The 16,023-nt window shown below is 61.5% G+C and carries 16 protein-coding genes; 6 read left to right on the top strand and 10 right to left on the bottom strand.

The window, feature by feature from the left end; all coding sequences use genetic code 11:
• The first annotated feature begins 4 nt into the window (after positions 1–4).
• The 4 genes from MMS95_RS10410 to MMS95_RS10395 are packed head-to-tail and all read left to right on the top strand — an operon-like array spanning position 5 to position 5,563.
• Positions 5–2,536, top strand: coding sequence for a fimbria/pilus outer membrane usher protein (locus MMS95_RS10410; protein WP_242141642.1), 2,532 nt, complete (start codon positions 5–7; stop codon positions 2,534–2,536).
• 27 nt (positions 2,537–2,563) lie between these two features.
• Positions 2,564–3,904, top strand: a complete 1,341-nt coding sequence (locus MMS95_RS10405) for a fimbrial protein (protein WP_156865504.1) — start codon at positions 2,564–2,566, stop codon at positions 3,902–3,904.
• Entirely contained in the window at positions 3,904–4,653 is a 750-nt protein-coding gene (locus tag MMS95_RS10400) for a molecular chaperone (RefSeq protein WP_242141641.1), read from the top strand. The genes MMS95_RS10405 and MMS95_RS10400 overlap by 1 nt, the downstream gene beginning before the upstream one ends.
• Positions 4,654–4,696: 43 nt before the next feature.
• The gene (locus tag MMS95_RS10395; protein ID WP_015377557.1) at positions 4,697–5,563 is read left to right on the top strand and encodes a hypothetical protein; all 867 of its coding nucleotides are present in this window, start codon (positions 4,697–4,699) and stop codon (positions 5,561–5,563) included.
• A 5-nt stretch (positions 5,564–5,568) separates the two neighbouring features.
• On the opposite strand, the gene MMS95_RS10390 is transcribed toward MMS95_RS10395, so the two are convergent.
• The 5 genes from MMS95_RS10390 to MMS95_RS10370 all read right to left on the bottom strand — a co-directional run bounded on the left by MMS95_RS10390 (position 5,569) and on the right by MMS95_RS10370 (position 8,062).
• On the bottom strand, positions 5,569–6,162 hold the full coding sequence (locus MMS95_RS10390) for an ATP-dependent Clp protease proteolytic subunit (RefSeq protein WP_015377556.1): 594 nt from the start codon (positions 6,160–6,162) through the stop codon (positions 5,569–5,571).
• A gap of 45 nt (positions 6,163–6,207) precedes the next feature.
• Positions 6,208–6,537, bottom strand: coding sequence for an SRPBCC domain-containing protein (locus MMS95_RS10385; RefSeq protein WP_015377555.1), 330 nt, complete (start codon positions 6,535–6,537; stop codon positions 6,208–6,210).
• Entirely contained in the window at positions 6,534–6,848 is a 315-nt protein-coding gene (locus tag MMS95_RS10380; protein WP_004941008.1) for a metalloregulator ArsR/SmtB family transcription factor, read from the bottom strand. The genes MMS95_RS10385 and MMS95_RS10380 overlap by 4 nt, the downstream gene beginning before the upstream one ends.
• Before the next feature lie 121 nt (positions 6,849–6,969).
• Positions 6,970–7,395, bottom strand: a complete 426-nt coding sequence (locus MMS95_RS10375; RefSeq protein ID WP_015377548.1) for a universal stress protein — start codon at positions 7,393–7,395, stop codon at positions 6,970–6,972.
• Positions 7,396–7,543: 148 nt separating this feature from the next.
• On the bottom strand, positions 7,544–8,062 hold the full coding sequence (locus tag MMS95_RS10370) for a hypothetical protein (RefSeq protein ID WP_015377547.1): 519 nt from the start codon (positions 8,060–8,062) through the stop codon (positions 7,544–7,546).
• A gap of 236 nt (positions 8,063–8,298) precedes the next feature.
• On the opposite strand from MMS95_RS10370, the gene metQ reads away from it, so the two are divergent.
• On the top strand, positions 8,299–9,114 hold the full coding sequence (gene metQ, locus MMS95_RS10365; RefSeq protein ID WP_015377546.1) for a methionine ABC transporter substrate-binding lipoprotein MetQ: 816 nt from the start codon (positions 8,299–8,301) through the stop codon (positions 9,112–9,114).
• 46 nt (positions 9,115–9,160) lie between these two features.
• On the opposite strand, the gene MMS95_RS10360 is transcribed toward metQ, so the two are convergent.
• The 5 genes from MMS95_RS10360 to MMS95_RS10340 all read right to left on the bottom strand — a co-directional run bounded on the left by MMS95_RS10360 (position 9,161) and on the right by MMS95_RS10340 (position 14,593).
• The gene (locus MMS95_RS10360) at positions 9,161–9,925 is read right to left on the bottom strand and encodes an SDR family oxidoreductase (protein WP_004940984.1); all 765 of its coding nucleotides are present in this window, start codon (positions 9,923–9,925) and stop codon (positions 9,161–9,163) included.
• A gap of 138 nt (positions 9,926–10,063) precedes the next feature.
• On the bottom strand, positions 10,064–10,984 hold the full coding sequence (locus tag MMS95_RS10355) for a sugar ABC transporter substrate-binding protein (RefSeq protein WP_004940980.1): 921 nt from the start codon (positions 10,982–10,984) through the stop codon (positions 10,064–10,066).
• 63 nt (positions 10,985–11,047) lie between these two features.
• On the bottom strand, positions 11,048–12,088 hold the full coding sequence (locus tag MMS95_RS10350; protein WP_004940978.1) for an ABC transporter permease: 1,041 nt from the start codon (positions 12,086–12,088) through the stop codon (positions 11,048–11,050).
• Between the two features lie 15 nt (positions 12,089–12,103).
• The gene (locus MMS95_RS10345) at positions 12,104–13,588 is read right to left on the bottom strand and encodes a sugar ABC transporter ATP-binding protein (protein ID WP_004940975.1); all 1,485 of its coding nucleotides are present in this window, start codon (positions 13,586–13,588) and stop codon (positions 12,104–12,106) included.
• Between the two features lie 75 nt (positions 13,589–13,663).
• Positions 13,664–14,593, bottom strand: a complete 930-nt coding sequence (locus MMS95_RS10340) for a sugar ABC transporter substrate-binding protein (protein WP_015377544.1) — start codon at positions 14,591–14,593, stop codon at positions 13,664–13,666.
• A 484-nt stretch (positions 14,594–15,077) separates the two neighbouring features.
• On the opposite strand from MMS95_RS10340, the gene MMS95_RS10335 reads away from it, so the two are divergent.
• Positions 15,078–15,920, top strand: coding sequence for a deoxyribose-phosphate aldolase/phospho-2-dehydro-3-deoxyheptonate aldolase (locus MMS95_RS10335; RefSeq protein ID WP_015377543.1), 843 nt, complete (start codon positions 15,078–15,080; stop codon positions 15,918–15,920).
• Positions 15,921–16,023 lie beyond the last annotated feature (103 nt).

Here is a 16,023-nt window from a genome sequence, read left to right as displayed (position 1 = left end):
TTTCATGTTCGATGCTCGCAAGGCGACGCCGCTTCCCGCACGCTGGTGTTGCGCGCTGCTGGCGCTGCCGCTGGGCTGCGCCGCCGCCGATGGCTACACCTTCGATCCCGCGCTGCTGCGCGGCAGCGTGCTGAGCAACAGCGCCCTGAGCCAGTTCAACCAGCAGGACGCCGTCGCCCCCGGCAGCTATCAGATCGATCTGTACCTCAACGGCCAGTTTCTCGAGCGCGATCAAATTCGCTTCGTGCGCGCAGGCAAACAGGTGCTGCCCTGTTTCGATCGGCCGCAGCTGACGCGCTTCGGGCTGAAAAATCCGCCGGCGGCCGAAACGGCATGCCTGCTGCCCGGCCGGGATCTGAAGGACATCATGGTGAACGCCGATATCTCGCGGCTGCGGCTGGATCTCAGCATTCCGCAGGCGCTGTTGAACGGCCGGCCGCGCGGCAGCGTCAATCCCGCCAGCCTGGACAGCGGCGAATCAATGGCCTTCGTCAATTACAACCTCAACCAGTACCACGTCAGCTACCGGCAGGGGCAAACCCGCGATCTCGATTCGACCTACGCCAACCTGAACGGCGGGTTCAACCTCGGGCTCTGGCGCTACCGCCAGCAGTCCAGCTACCGCTACGATCGGGAGTTCGGCGGTCACCTGGACACCAGCCGCCGCTACGTGCAGCACGCAATCCTGCCCTGGCGCAGCGAAATGCTGTTGGGCGAAGGCTTTACCGACGGGCACTTCTTCTCCGGCCTGGGCTTTCGCGGCATTCAGCTCAGCTCGGACGATCGCATGCTGCCGGATTCACAGCGCGGCTATGCGCCGGTGGTGCGCGGCGTGGCGAAAAGCAACGCGCGCGTGACGGTGCTGCAGGGTAAAAGCACGCTGTACGAAACTACCGTGGCGCCGGGGCCGTTCGCCATCAACGATCTGTACGCCACCAACTACGCCGGCGATCTGACCGTGGTGGTGACCGAAGCCGACGGCAGCGTCAGCACCTTCACCGTGCCGTTCGCCGCGGTGCCGGAATCCATTCGCCCCGGCCAGTCGCGCTACTCCGCCATCGTCGGCCGTTCCCGCTACGTCGGCGACAACGATCTGTTCAGCGAAGTGACCTGGCAGCACGGCCTGACCAACGCCCTGACCTTCAACCTCGGCAATCAGCTGGCGGACGGCTATCAGGCGATGATGCTGGGCGGCGTGTACAGCAGCTGGCTGGGCGCCTTCGGCATGGATACCACCTATTCCCACGCCAGCCTGCCGGACGGCGGCGCCTCCGGCTGGATGCTGCACCTCTCTTACAGCCGAACCTTCAGCCCGACGGACACCACGCTATCCATCGCCGGCTACCGCTACTCTACCGAAGGCTTTCGCGATCTCAGCGACGTGCTCGGCGTGCGGCGCGCCACCGTTACCGGCCAAAACTGGCAGTCCGACTCCTACCGCCAGCGTTCGCGTTTCGAGGTGGCCGTCAATCAGGGCATGGGCGCGTTCGGCAGCCTGACGATGTCCGGCTCGACTCAGGACTACCGCGATCAGCGCGGCCGCGACAATCAGCTCCAACTGGGCTGGGGGAAAACCTTCGGCAACGGCGTGGCGCTTAACCTCTCCGTCACCCGCACCCGCAGCCTGGGCTACAGCAACGGCGACTACCGCGGCTACGGGCCGCTGGATAACGTCTACAGCGCGCCGCTGGCGCAGAACGCGCAGACCGTCACCGCCCTGTCGCTGAGCTTCCCGCTCGGGCGCTCATCATCCGCCCCCAGCGTCTCGCTGCTGGCCAACCACAGCCAGGGTCAGGGCGGCAACTATCAGGCTGCGCTGTCGGGCAGCGTCGGCGACGAACAGCCGGTCAGTTACGGCCTGAACTTCACCACCGACGACGATCGCCAACAAAGCGTCTGGGGCGGCAACCTGCAAACCCGCCTGCCTTACGCCAACGTCACCGGCTCGTTCTCCACCGCGCGCCAGTACCGACAAGGCTCCCTGTCGCTGCAGGGCGCGGTGGTGGCGCACCGCGGCGGCGTGACATTAGGGCCGTATGTCGGCGACACCTTCGCCCTGATCGAAGCGCCCGGCGCCAGCGGCGCACGGGTGATGGACGGCCAGGGCGCGCGCGTCGATCGCTTCGGCTACGCCCTGGCGCCGTCGCTGGTGCCCTATCACTACAACACCGTCGCGCTGAACCCCGAGGGCATGAACGACAAAGCGGAACTGGAAGACGGCCAGCGGCGCGTGGCTCCTTATGCCGGTGCCACGGTGCGCCTGCGCTTCAACACCGTGCGCGGCCAAGCGCTGCTGATCACCGCACAGCGGCCCGATAACGCACCGATCCCGATGGGCGCCAACGTCCTTGACGCGGCAGGCAACAGCGTGGGCATGGTTGGCCAGGCCAATCAGGTATATCTGCGCAGCGACCGGAATGCCGGCACGCTGACGCTGAACTGGGGCGACGCGCCCGGCCAGCAGTGCACGCTGCATTATCGCCTGCCAGCCGCGGAAGACAACCCGATTCAGCGGCTCAGCGCCCCGTGCCGTTAGCCCGTTTAACTTATCTCAGGAGAGACGATGAAACGCATTTCTTATCTGGTCGCAGCCCCGGCGCTGTTCGCCCTGTCGCTGTTCGGCGCCCCCGCGGCGCTGGCGCAATGCACGCGGGTCGCCCCCTGGATCGACTCCGGCTGCGATCCTTGCGGGGTGGGCACGGCGCTGGGCCGGGTCAACCTGACCAGCACTTACCTGCAGCCCGTCGGCACGCCGCTCGGCACCAGCGTGTTCGATCTGACCTCCGGCACCCGTTATCCCGATCCCAACAAGGTGCTGTATGAATGCGATGCCAGCGATGTTGGGCAAATTTATGAAGTCTTCGCCACCAACGGCGACGATCGCGTCGGCGGCTATTTCGATCTGGGCGCCAGGGACGGCAACCCCAACTATTACGCCACCTACTTCCCTTACGTCGGCATCCGTTTGACCCACCTGGATTCCGGCAAGGTTTTTACCCGTTACTGGCAGTCGGCGCCGATTACCCGCTACGCCACCGTCGGCAACAAAATCCAGATCCGGGTGAAAGACTTCAGCGCCATCCGAGCCGATCTGATCCGCATCAGCTCGCTGCCGGGCGCGGGCGCCAGCAACTACTGCGGCTACAGCGCCGGCAACCCACTGGTGGGCATGGCGTCGACCACCGGCAATTCGAACTATACCTGCACGCAGCCGAACGGCTATGTCACCTTTCAGGGGCCCGGCATCGCTTCGGATCCTATCGGCAGCGATTCCGCCACCAACTACGCCACCTGGGGCACCGGGCGCTGGAACGCGATGGGCATGGGCACCGCACCGATCTCCTCATTGACCTATACCGCCACCTGCGTGGCGCGCAACGTCACGCCGCTGGTGATCCTGCCGACCATTTCCGTCAGCCAGTTGACCGCCGGGCAAACCTCACAGGCGCAGTTCACCCTCAATATCGAATGTGACAACGCCGCCGTGTCCGGCGTCAGCAGCAACAATACCGCCCTCGGCCTGCAGGTGCCGTATGAAAGCTATGTCGCGGCGCAGCGGCTCGGGTTGGTCAGCGCCAACGGCGGCGTGAGTTACCTGCTCTCCAGCGGCTACGGCACCGACAGCAGCGTCGCTACCGGCGTGGGTATCGCGCTCGCTAACGCCGGCAACGGCGCGCCGATGAATTTCGTCGGCTGGGCGCGCTGCAGCGCCGGGCAATGTCCGCAGGGCAACGACGCCGGCTGGTATCCGGTGCTCAACGGCGCCAGCGGCGGCGGCAGCACCGCAGCGGGGTTTACCCACTACACCACCCAGCTCACCGCCACGCTCGCCCGGTTGCCCGGGCAAACCGTCACCGCCGGCAAGGTGGACGCCAGGGCCTACGTTTGGGTTAAGGTTCAATGATGAGAAAGAAATATCTGACGATGGGATGCGCCCTGCTGCTGGCGCTGGCTTCCATCGGCGCGCAGGCGGGCATCATCGCCTCCGCCACGCGGGTGATTTTCCGCGAAGGCGAGACGGAAAAAACCCTGATGCTGCTCAACACCAACGGCTATCCGATCGTGGCGCAAACCTGGGTCGATAACGGCGACGTCAACGCCGCCCCCGAACTGTCCCGCGCGCCGTTTGTCACCCTGCCCAGCGTGTTCGCCCTGCCGCCTTCGGCGCTGAAGGGGCTTAGGATCCTGTTTGCCGGCGCGAACCTGCCCGCCGACCGGGAGTCGGTGTTCTGGCTTAACCTGTATGAGATCCCGCCCAGCCGGCCGGCCACGCCGCCGCTGGCGTCGCGCGTGACGCTGGCGATGAACACCCAGATGAAGATCTTCTACCGGCCCAGAACGCTGCAGGGGAAAGCCGAGAACGCGACCGAGGCCGTCTCATTCACGCTGCAAAAATCGCCGGACGGTTATCTGCTGCGCTGTCAAAACCGATCGGCGTTTTATCTCTCGTTCGCGCGCATCGCCGTGCACGCCGACAGGCGCGATTACCCGGTGCGGCAAGAAAGCGACATGATGACCGCGCCGTTCAGCACGCGAGATTATCACCTGGACGGCGTTGCAGCGCCGACACTCCCTTCTCAGGTCACCGTTCAGGCCACTCTCATCAACGACCAGGGCCAACAGATCGTCAAGCCATACACAGCAAACCCATAACGATAAAAAGCAGCACATTTTTTAAGTACAGGAAATAGGGAAAATGAGTCTAAGCAGATTCCAGCTACAGTTTCACCTGGAGAAACAGGCCAACATCATCAGGCAGTCACCGGCGTTCCACGCCGCCATCGTCAAACACGGGGAATTATTGAGGGAGACCTACAAGAAGCATCCGCTGTTTTACAAAATCATTTTCAGGAACAGCCGGTTCATCATCTGCTCCACCATCCTGTCCATTTATTACCACCAGCACGCCGCCGCGCTGAAAGACATCAAAGCCTTTTTCAAAGGGAAGAATATGATCAGCGAGAATTCCCTGGATTCCTTTCTGTTCTTTTTACGGGTCGGGCGCCGGCTGGAGGTCAAACCCTGCGAACATGACAAACGCCAGTTACGCTATAAGCCTACGCCGCACGCGCTGGCGGAAACCCAGGCGCTGATCGCCTCAATGGCGCGCCCTTATCAGGCGCTGGCGCCACAGATGCCCATCGCGGCGCTGCTGGCGGCGCCCGACTTTCTGTCCACCTTTTTCGCCGCCTACGGGCAACTGATGCTCAAGGAGGTCTACCTGATCGACCTGGTGCCGCAATCCGCGCTGTTCATCAGCAAAGATGCTGGCCACATGGTGCTGTTGATGTTGTTTATCGAAAGCATCCGACAGGACTCCCCCTTTCTGCTGCTCTCCTCGGCGAAAATCGCCAAGTCCTGCTCCGTCTCACGCGCGCACGTGAACCGCATTCTGCAGGCGGCGGAAAAATCCGGCCTGCTGACCACCACCAATAATGTGGTAATCGAACTCAACAGTTCGTTCTTCATCATGGCGGAGCGCTATTTTAGTCTCTATTTCGCGATGGTCGAATTCGGACTTGAACGGGTTTGGCAAACGCTACAATCCGCCACGCACTCCTGAGCCCTTTAGCGCGCCCGCAGCACCCGATCGATCAGCCCCCAGGCCGCCGCTTCGTCGGCGGTCATAAAGCGATCGCGATCCAACACCCGCTCCACCTCTTCATAACTTAGGCCGCAATGTTGGGCATACAACCGAATCACCGTGTCTTTGGTGCGCTTCATCTCTTCGGCGTGGATCAAGATGTCGGAGGCCTGCCCCTGAAAGCCGCCCAGCGGCTGGTGCACGTGCAGGCTGGCATTAGGCAGCGCCATGCGGTGCCCCGATTCGCCGGCCATCAGCAGGAACGAGCCCATCGAGCGCGCGGTGCCCATGCACAGCGTATGCACCGGGGCGCGGATATACTGCATGGTGTCGTAAATCGCCAACCCGCTGGTGATCACTCCGCCCGGCGAGTTGATATAAAGATGGATGGGTTTTTCCGGGTTTTCCGCCTCCAGAAACAGCAGCTGGGCGCACAGCATTTCGGCCACGTCGTCGTTGACTTCGCCGTTAAGGAACACGATCCGATCGCGCAGCAGACGCGAATAAATATCAAAGGAACGTTCTCCCCGGCTGGTCTGTTCCACCACCATCGGGACGAGCATCATCTTCTCACGCATCGGTGAACTCCTGGGTTGGCAACAAAGGGAAATGTGTTTAACGCGTCAGGCGGCGCGCATCACCGTCGGCGGGCCATCGTTGGCGGCATCGAGCTGGTGGATAATCCGCAGCAGGCTGCCGCCGCCGGCGTCCGGCACGATCTGCAGGGTGACGACGCTTTCGAGAAACGGCGGTTGGTCATCGCGCAGGCGATAGCTCACCGCCTCGCCCGGCGTGGCGGCCAGCGGCTCGGCCTGCGCCAGATCCCCCGTCGGCAGCCACTGCTCACGCAATTCGGGAACGCTGAGCGCCCGCCACACTTTTTCCGGCGGCGCCTCGAGCGAATATTCCAACACCAGCCGGTCGCGCGGCGGCCGCTCAGCCTGTTTGTTCATTGATCCATGTCCTTCAGCAAAGTTTGCAGCGCGTCGATGCGCGCCGGCCAGTAGGCGCGGTACTTCGCCAGCCACTGGGCGATCTGCGCCAGCCCTTCCGGGTCGACCTGGTAATTGACGCAGCGCCCCTGCCTCGTCTCGCGTACCAGTCCGGCGTTACGCAGCACCGCCAGGTGTTGCGACATCGCCGACTGGCTGATGGGCAGCCCTTCGCGCAACGCACTGGCGTTCATGCTGGCGACAGCGAGTTTGTCGAAGATGCTGCGGCGGGTCGGATCGGCCAACGCCTTGAAGATGTCATTTTCGTTCATACAAACACATTAGTACTCACTTATGTATTATGCAAGCAAACAAGGCAAATTTTTGCCTCGAGAAAACTCCGCGCCGCGGCGCGGAGTGAATGGATGAAGAATGATCGCCGGCAAATCGCGCTTACGAACGGATCGGGATCACCAGCACGTCGATATTCAGCTGGTTGATGGCGTTGCGGGTAGAAGAAAACAGGTTGCTCCACAGATCGTGGTGATGGCCGAACACCAGAAGATCGATGTTCTTGTCCACGACCGCCGTGCGCAGTTCGTCAACGAAGCCGCCGCGCCCGATAATCACTTCCGCGATCGGATAATTGACGTTTTGCGTGGTGGGTTCCAGCTCTTTGCGGATCTTCTCTTCGAACGGCACGCCGTCATAACTGCGCTCCGAAAAGCCGATCGCCGCGTGGTAGGTGTCGTAGTGGACGTCCACATAGATCAGCGAGAGTTTGGCCTGCAGCGCCTCCGCCAGCAACGCCCCCTTTTCGACCAGCCGTTTGCCGTCATCGCTCAGATCGGTGGCGATGACAATATGGTGGTAACACATAGCGCCTCCTGTCATGGACTCGGTTGAGCCGAGGCTCCGATATCACGCCGGGGTCATATCGTTATGATTAATTTTAGTTCAGAAATGGCGCTCGTGGCGGGAGGTGATGCAGTGGGAAAGCCCCGTCGCCGGGGCTGAAGGCAAAAAATTATTTCTCGCGCTGCGCCTCAAACCAGACGTTGCACAGCGACAGGATCAGCGTGTTGGCATCTTTCACCAGCACGTTATCGCCGGGCACCCCATCGGTGCCCTGATCGGTGATGCCTTTGATGGCGGTATCCGCGTGCTGAATGGCCACGCGCTCGACCGACGGCGTGCTGATGCCCAGCATCGGGAAATCGATGTAGGAGCTGCTGCCGGCATTGTCCTCGACAAACTCCTGCGCTTCTACGGTGCTGACGGTGGCCCCTTCGCTTTTCAGCGCCGTGCCGTTCCAGCTGAACGCATCCGCTTTGTAGCTGATTTTGCCGCCGATCAGGCTCTGCGCCTGCTGTTGATCCCAGCAGCCGGTGGTCTGGGTCGGCACGATCTTGCTGACGCGCCAGTTGCCCAGCAGCTGTTTGGGGATCGGCCCGGTATCGCTTTCCGCCGCCCGAACCTGAGTCGCCGAGACGCAGGCCAACACCACCAGCGGCAGCAGCGCCTTGCTCCAAGTGTTCAATCGCATTGTCTTTTCCTTCGTTTCAGTACCCAGTCTGCCCTCGCGGGCCAACGGCTATCATAATAAGCCCGCCGATTCGCCGTCAAAACAATCCGCTCCGCACCGGGCCGCGGCCGCTCATAGCTAATCGCTATGAGTCATAGTGAATCAGTATTTTGTTTTAGCCCAGCGATTACCTACAGTCACTGCCACTATTCTGCCCGCCAAAATTAGCAGGCAATGTTGACAAGGACCCTGGGAAAATGACATTTACGCTGAAAAACCTCACCCTGGCGCTGGCCGCCGCCGGCACGCTGCTGCTGACCGCCTGCGGCCCGACCGCACAGGACGATCACCACATCAAGGTCGGCATCAGCGCCGGTATCGATCAGTCGCTGTGGGCGGTGGTGCAAAAGGTCGCCAAGCAGAAATACGATCTGGACGTGGAGGTGGTGACCTTCAACGACTACGTGCTGCCGAACGAAGCGCTGAACAACGGCGATCTGGACGTCAACGCCTTCCAGCACAAACCGTATCTGGACAAGCAGATGCAGGAGCGCGGCTACAAGCTGGCGGCGGTGGGCAACACCTTCGTCTACCCGATCGCCGGCTATTCGAAGAAGATAACCGCACTCAGCCAGCTGCCGGACGGCGCGCAGGTGGCGGTGCCGAACGATCCCACCAACCTGGGCCGCTCGCTGTTGCTGTTGCAAAAACAGGGGCTGATTACCCTGAAAGACGGCGTCGGCCTGCTGCCGACCGCGCTGGATATCGTCAGCAACCCGAAAAAGCTGAAGATCGTCGAGATTGAAGCGCCGCAGCTGCCGCGCGCGCTGGACGACCAACAGGTGACGCTGGCGATCATCAACACCAACTATTCCAGCCAGATTGGCCTGTCGCCGGCCAAGGACGGGCTGTTTGTCGAAGACAAAAACTCGCCTTACGTCAACATTTTCGCCAGCCGCATCGACAACAAAGACAGCGAGAAAGTGAAGGATCTGGTCAAGGCCTATCAGACCGACGAAGTGGCGGCCAGCGCCGCCGAAATCTACAAGGGCGACGCCGTCAAAGGCTGGTAACGCTCTCCCGTATGCCCGTGGCGCCAGGCCACGGGCCATGCCAACCTCAGCCGCGCTGAATGGACACGCCGCCGTCCACCAGCATCGCGGTGCCGGTGACAAATGAGGAAGCGTCAGACGCCAAATACAGCGCCGCCTGCGCGATCTCCTCCGGCATCGCCAGCCGCTTCAGCGCGTGCAGGTCGGCCACCTGCGCCAAGGCTTCCGGGGTATTGCTCATCTGCCGCCCCATCGCCGTATCGGTGCCTCCCGGCAGCAGCGCGTTCACCCGAATGCCGCGCCCGCCAAACTCCACCGCCAGCGCCTGCGTCAGGCCGATCAGCCCCGATTTGCCGGCCGCATAGGCCGCCGTGCCGGGAAACGCCGCCGTGTGGCCGACGAACGTGGAGGTGAAGATCACCGAGCCCGCGCCGCGCGCCAGCATGGCGGGAATTTGATGCCTGGCGCCGTAATAGGCGCTGGACAGGTTAGTTTCCAGCACCTCGCGCCATTCTGACGCGCTGAGCGCCAGCGACGGCCCCAGCGGCCCCAACGTGCCGGCGTTGTTGAAGGCGATATCCAGGCCGCCGAATTCGTCGACCGCCGTCGCCGTCAGCCGTTCGGCGAAGGCTTCATCGCGCACGTCACCCGCCACCGCCAATGCCCGGCCGCCCTCGCGCCGAATGTCCTCCACCAGCTCGGCCAACAGCGGCGCGCGCCGGGCGCCCAACACCAGCGCCGCCCCCTGCCGGGCGAACAGCAGCGCTGCCGCTTTGCCGATCCCTGAACTGGCGCCGCCGATCACCGCCACCTTGCCGTTTAATGCGTTCATCGCTCATCCTCACGCTGTTTAAAGATCCTCAGTGTGAGGCAAGGTTCGACGCCGCGCTGGCCGCAAGCGGACATGCAATTGGCGCAATAAAAAAGGCGCTGCAAGCAGCGCCCCGGCAACGCGGATCCGACGGCGAACTCACGGTTTGGCCGCGTATTTCTCCTGATTGGCCGGCGTCACCAGCTCGAATGGGATCCAGTAATACGGCTCAAGCTTTTCGCCGTTGATCATGCGCTGCGCCACCTCGACCGAGGCCTTGCCCTGGCCGATCGCGTCCTGGAACACCGTGACCTGCATCTTGCCGGAGGCCAGCGCCTTGAGGCCGTCCGGCGTGGCGTCGATGCCGCCGATCAGCACTTTCTTGTCCGCCTTGCCCGCCTGCTGCAGCGCCATGATCGCGCCGATCGCCATCTCGTCGTTGTTGGCGGCGACGATGTCGATCGCTTCGCCGTTGGTCAGCCAGTTCATCATCAGATCCATGCCTTCACTGCGTGAATAGTTGGCGCTCTGCTTCTGCACCACCTTCATGTTCGGGTATTTGGCCACCACCTGCTCCACGTCTTTGGTGCGCTGCAGCGCGCCGGCGTCGGTCAGGTTGCCGATCATCACCGCCACGTTGCCCTGATAGTTGGCCAGCCGCGCCAACTCTTCCATTTGCAACGTGCCGGACTCCCGCTCATCGGAGCCGACGAACACCACGCCCTGAGGCAGTTTGGCGTCGCCCGGCGTGCGGTTCACGTACACCAGCGGCACGCCGGCGGCCTGCACCATTTTGGTCATTACCGGCGTGCTGGCCGAGTTGACCGGATCGACGATAATCGCGTCCACCCCGGCGCTGATAAAACTCTGCACCTGGTCGGTCTGGCGGCCGACGTCGCCGCGCGCGTCCTCGAACTGCACGGTAATACCGCGCGCCTTGGCCTCCTTGTCGATCGCCTGGCGGATAATGGTGAGGAAGTTCTGGTCGAAATAGGCCATCGATACGCCGATGGTTTGCGCCCATGCCGGGGTGGACGCACACAGCGCCACCGCCAGCCACAGCCCTTTCAGGTAATTCATGATGTGCCCCCCGGTAAAAAAACACCGCCGGCCAACCCTGGCGCCGGCGGCAATTCACGGCAATCAGTGTTTCTTGCGGTTGCGACGCATGTCGATCGACACGGCGGCGACGATAATCACGCCTTTGATGATGTCCTGAATGTAAGAATCGACGCCGATAAAGGTGAAGCCGCTTTTGATAAGGCCGAGGATCACCGCGCCGATCAGCGTGCCGGTGATGCGCCCGACGCCGCCCATCAGGCTGCTGCCGCCGATCACCGCCGCGGCGATGGCGTCCAGCTCGTACGACATCCCCATGCTCGACTGGCCGCTGCTGACGCGCGCCGCCAGCACCACGCCCGCCAGTCCCGCCAACCCGCCGGCGATGGTGTAAACCGTCACCAGATATTTGTTGACGTTGATGCCGGACACCCGCGCCGAGGTCATGTTGCCGCCGATGGCGTAGATGTATTTGCCGTAGCGGGTGTGTTTGAGCGCGATATGGAAGATCACCGCAATCACCAGGAAGATGATCACCGGCATCGCGCCCTGACCGATTGACGTGAAGCCGTCCGACAGGAAGCTGACCGGGTTACCCTTGGTGTAGTACTGCGCCAGACCGCGCGCCGATACCATCATCCCCAGCGTGGCGATGAACGGCGGAATGCCGGTGCGGGTGATCAGGAAGCCGTTGATAAAGCCGCAGACAATGCCCACCCCAATCCCCGCGCCGATCGGGATCGCCGCCGGCAGATCGAGCAGCCCCGGGTACATCGGCGAAATGCTGTCCGAGGTCTGCGCCAGGCTGGCCGCCACCACCGCAGTCAGCGCAATCAGCGAACCGGAGGAGAGATCGATGCCGGTGGTGATGATCACCTGGGTGACGCCCACCGCGATGATGCCGATGATCGCCACCTGCAGCACGATCAGCAGCAGGCGGTTCGGGTTCAGCAGAAACGACTGATCGCGCATGTACCAGCCGAGGATTTCGAAGACCAGCGCGATGCCGAGCATCACGATGAAGATGCCGGTATCCTTCGGCATTTTGCCGCTCAGCCCGGAGAACAGCGTTCCCTTGCTCGTTGAATCGGCGGAGAGCGGCTTCTCAATCTTTACGTTACTCATGATGTTCACCCTTCGTTATTCTGAGGCCAGCGCCAGGATCTTTTCCTGGTCCGCGTCGTCTTTGTCCAAAATGCCGGTGATGCGGCCGCCGTGCATCACCATCACCCGATCGCTCATGCCGAGGATCTCCGGCAGCTCGGAGGAGACCAGAATGATGGCGACGCCGCGGTTGGCCAGCTCGCTGATCAGGCGGTAGATTTCCGCTTTGGCTCCCACGTCGATGCCGCGCGTCGGTTCGTCGAGGATCAGGATTTTCGGCTGCGCCAGCAGCCAGCGCGCAATCAGCACCTTCTGTTGGTTGCCGCCGCTGAGGTTATTGATGATCTGATCCATGGTCGGCGTTTTGATGTTGAGCTTTTTGATCTGATCCATGCAGTCTTTAGCCATCTGCACGTGGCTGACGAAACCGTTCTTGCCGATGTATTCCGACAGGTTGACGATGCTCATGTTCTCGACCACCGACAGCACCAAAAACAGGCCGGATTTTTTGCGGTCTTCGGTGAGGAAGGCCAACCCGCTCTCGATCGCCTTCGCCGGGGAATCGACCTTCACCGCCTGGCCCTCGATAAAGATCTCGCCGCCGTCCGCCGGGTGCATGCCGAACAGGCTTTCCATCACTTCGCTGCGCCCGGCGCCCACCAGCCCGGCGACGCCGAGGATCTCGCCGCGTTTGACGCTGAACGACACGTCGTGGAACCAGCCGCTGCGGCGCAGCCCCGCCACCCGCAGCACTTCCTCGCCGATATTGTTGTTGAATTTGGGGAACATCTGCGTCAGTTCACGCCCCACCATCATGGTGATCAGCGACTGTTTGGTCAGATTTTCGGTCTTGTCGCAGGCGATGAAAGTGCCGTCGCGGAAAATGCTCACTTCGTCGGTGATGGCGAAGATCTCGTCCATCTTGTGGCTGATATAGATGATGCCTTTGCCCTGCTCGCGCAGTTCGCGGATGATGGCGAACAGGTGCACCACTTCACCTTCGGTCAGCGCCGAGGTCGGTTCGTCCATGATCAATACGTCGGCGTTGTAGGACACCGCCTTGGCGATCTCCACCATCTGCTGGTTGGCGATGCTCAGTTCGCCCACCAGCGTGTCCGGCTGCAGTTTGATGTTCAGCCGCGCCAGCAGCTCGCGGGTGTTCTCGTTCAGCTGCTCGTGGTTGACGAACCCCAACCGCGCCGGCTCGCGCCCCAGCCAGATGTTTTCCGCTACCGTCATATAAGGCACCAGGTTCAGCTCCTGGTGGATCATGGAAATGCCCGAATGCAGCGCCTGCAGCGTGTCGCTGAAGGTGACCGGCCGGCCTTTGATTTTTATCGAGCCTTCATCCGGGTGGTAGATGCCGATCAGGCATTTCATCAGCGTCGATTTGCCTGCGCCGTTTTCCCCCATCAGCGCGTGCACGCTGCCGGGTTTGATTTTAATCGAGACCTTATCCAGCGCTTTGACGCCGGGGAACTGCTTGCTGATGCCTTCGGCCTCAAGAACATAAGGGTACATACCGCTTACCTCCGCACTGACCCACGTTTTCCGCCGCGCTCGCCCCACACCGGCGCCCGCGGCGGGCTTCAAGGCTTATTTCTTGTTTTTATCGGCGAATTGCTGGTAATTGGCCTGGGTGATCAGCTGGTAAGGGATCAGCACGTTGCTCTCCACTTTCTCGCCTTTCACCAGTTGAACGGCGGTCTGCACCGCACCCTCGCCCTGGCCTTTGGCGTCCTGGAACACGCTCAGCGCCAGATCGCCTTTTCTGATGAATTCCAGCGCATCGGGCGTGCCATCCACGCCGGCCACCCGCACGCCGGACTTTTTAGCCTGCTTGAGCGCCAGGATAGCGCCGATGGCCATTTCGTCGTTGTTGGAAGCGATAGCGTCGATCTGCTGGCCGGTCAGCACCCAGTCAGTGGTGATATCCACCGCATCTTTACGCGTCCACTTGGCGGTTTGCTTATCGACAATCTTGATACCGGGATAGTTGGCCGCCACCTCTTCCACGCCGCGGGTGCGGTCGCGGGTCGATTCATTCGACAGTTCCCCCATCAGGATCATCACGTTGCCCTTGCCGTTCATCAGCTTGGCCAACGCTTCCATCTGCAGTTTGCCGGCCAGCTTGGAATCGGAGCCGACGTAGGCCATGCCGGCCGGGAGCGTCACTTCCGGCTTGCGGTTGACGAACACCAGCGGGATCTTGGCGTTCTCGGCCAGTTTGATCATCGGCTTGACGCCCTGGGTATCCACCGGGTTGAGGATGATGGCGTCGACGCCCTGGCTGACGAAGTTTTCGATTTGTTGAATTTGCTGCGCGATGTCGCCCTTGGCGTCTTCGAACTGGCCGCTGACGTTGCCGTCGGCCTTCATTTTGCTTTGCATCGACTGGCGCAGAATGGTGAGGAAGTTGTCATCGAAGTAAGCCATGGAAACGCCGATCTTGATGTCTTTCGCCAACACGCTGGCCGGCAGCATGCACATCAGTACCGAGGCGGCGATCAATTTCTTCAGCTTCATGTTCGTTACCCTTTAATCGTTAGAATGAAGAGGTCTGTTGGTTGACAGCTAATGAAAAATATTTTTTACATTCAAACAACAATACGGTCGGTGTTATCCCTTTGATACGGCGAAATTACCGCGTTATCGCCGTATTAAGGCCGTGAACAAAATGGTGATCGATATCTCAAAACAGATTAAAAACAATCAATTGAAATAAACCCCTGGTGGAGCAAGTCGCGTCCTCGCCGCTTTTTTAAATGTTTATTTCATAATTTAGACTATTGAAACTTTTTAACCCAAACAAGCGAAACATGCGTTTTGGAATGGCTTATTAACAAAAACATGACACGGATCTAACAAATGAAATGAAAGCCGCCCGCGAGCGTTCCCCTTTCGTGCGCAGGCAAAAACTGCGAGCGGGCGCGCAGTTTGCGGTTTCCGCGTTTCCCGACCATCCTTACTCGGCAATAATGGACATATCCCTATCTCAGGAGGACCTGACATGCAGCTCAGCAGTAAGGTGCGGATGAACCGCCTGTTCAACAACGGCAAGTGCCTGGATGTGGCGATCGATCACGGCATCGCCAACGAACCGGATTTTTTAATCGGGCTGGAAGATATCGAACGGGTGATGGGCAACCTGATCGCCGCGCGCCCCGACGCGATTCAGGTCAACTACGGGCAGGCGGATCTGCTGCAGCGCGCGCCACAGCGCGAAAAACCGGCGCTGGTGATGCGCACCGACGTCGGCAACGCCTATAACGCCGCACGCCACCGCGAAATGTGGGCGGTGCTGCACAACCCGGAAGCGCCGATCCTGGCCGCGCTGCAAATGGACGCCGCCGCGGTGGTGGTCAACCTCTATATGATCCCGGATGAACCCGGCATTTTCCGCCAGTGCGTAGAAAACATCGGCCGCCTGCGCCACGCCTGCGATCGCTACGCCATGCCGCTGATGATCGAACCGCTGGTGATGGCCCCGGCCGGCCAGGGCGCCGCCTACGGATCGCTGGGTGACGTGGAGAAAATCGTGCCGCTGGTGCGGCTGGCGCGCGAGCTGGGCGCCGACATCATCAAGGCCGATCCGACCGATCGGGTGGAAGATTTCCACCGCGTGGTGGAAGCGGCGCGCTGCCCGACGCTGGTGCGCGGCGGCGGCAAGGGAGAGCTGGGCCCGGTGCTGGAGAAATCCGCCGCGCTGATGGCCCAGGGCGCCTCCGGCATGGTCTATGGCCGCAACGTCTATCAACACAGCAACCCGTCGCAGGTGGTGCGCGCCCTGATGGCGATCATCCATCAGGGCGCCAGCGGCCAACAGGCGCTGGAGATCTACCACCAGCAGTAACCCGCTTTTGTAACTAAAATAACCCCTCCGCACCCCGGCAGCGTGCTATAACCTGCTGCCGGTAACTGCAGCTTGCCGCATTCCTCGCTAGAATACGCCGTGA

It is taken from the genome of Serratia sp. PGPR-27 (genome assembly GCF_022678525.1).
In the GTDB taxonomy this organism is placed as follows: domain Bacteria; phylum Pseudomonadota; class Gammaproteobacteria; order Enterobacterales; family Enterobacteriaceae; genus Serratia; species Serratia nematodiphila.
The sequence above is the reverse complement of the archived record's forward strand: the minus strand, read 5'-3'. Positions and strand labels throughout refer to the sequence as shown.

Coding starts and splice junctions, on each gene's coding strand:
- MMS95_RS10400 (WP_242141641.1), top strand. CDS start 3,904: ATGAGAAAGAAATATCTGACGATGGGATGCGCCCTGCTGCTGGCGCTG.
- MMS95_RS10350 (WP_004940978.1), bottom strand. CDS start 12,088: ATGAGTAACGTAAAGATTGAGAAGCCGCTCTCCGCCGATTCAACGAGC.
- MMS95_RS10370 (WP_015377547.1), bottom strand. CDS start 8,062: ATGCGATTGAACACTTGGAGCAAGGCGCTGCTGCCGCTGGTGGTGTTG.
- MMS95_RS10360 (WP_004940984.1), bottom strand. CDS start 9,925: ATGAACGCATTAAACGGCAAGGTGGCGGTGATCGGCGGCGCCAGTTCA.
- MMS95_RS10410 (WP_242141642.1), top strand. CDS start 5: ATGTTCGATGCTCGCAAGGCGACGCCGCTTCCCGCACGCTGGTGTTGC.
- MMS95_RS10335 (WP_015377543.1), top strand. CDS start 15,078: ATGCAGCTCAGCAGTAAGGTGCGGATGAACCGCCTGTTCAACAACGGC.
- MMS95_RS10375 (WP_015377548.1), bottom strand. CDS start 7,395: ATGTGTTACCACCATATTGTCATCGCCACCGATCTGAGCGATGACGGC.
- metQ (WP_015377546.1), top strand. CDS start 8,299: ATGACATTTACGCTGAAAAACCTCACCCTGGCGCTGGCCGCCGCCGGC.
- MMS95_RS10405 (WP_156865504.1), top strand. CDS start 2,564: ATGAAACGCATTTCTTATCTGGTCGCAGCCCCGGCGCTGTTCGCCCTG.
- MMS95_RS10390 (WP_015377556.1), bottom strand. CDS start 6,162: ATGCGTGAGAAGATGATGCTCGTCCCGATGGTGGTGGAACAGACCAGC.
- MMS95_RS10385 (WP_015377555.1), bottom strand. CDS start 6,537: ATGAACAAACAGGCTGAGCGGCCGCCGCGCGACCGGCTGGTGTTGGAA.
- MMS95_RS10340 (WP_015377544.1), bottom strand. CDS start 14,593: ATGAAGCTGAAGAAATTGATCGCCGCCTCGGTACTGATGTGCATGCTG.
- MMS95_RS10395 (WP_015377557.1), top strand. CDS start 4,697: ATGAGTCTAAGCAGATTCCAGCTACAGTTTCACCTGGAGAAACAGGCC.
- MMS95_RS10345 (WP_004940975.1), bottom strand. CDS start 13,588: ATGTACCCTTATGTTCTTGAGGCCGAAGGCATCAGCAAGCAGTTCCCC.
- MMS95_RS10355 (WP_004940980.1), bottom strand. CDS start 10,984: ATGAATTACCTGAAAGGGCTGTGGCTGGCGGTGGCGCTGTGTGCGTCC.
- MMS95_RS10380 (WP_004941008.1), bottom strand. CDS start 6,848: ATGAACGAAAATGACATCTTCAAGGCGTTGGCCGATCCGACCCGCCGC.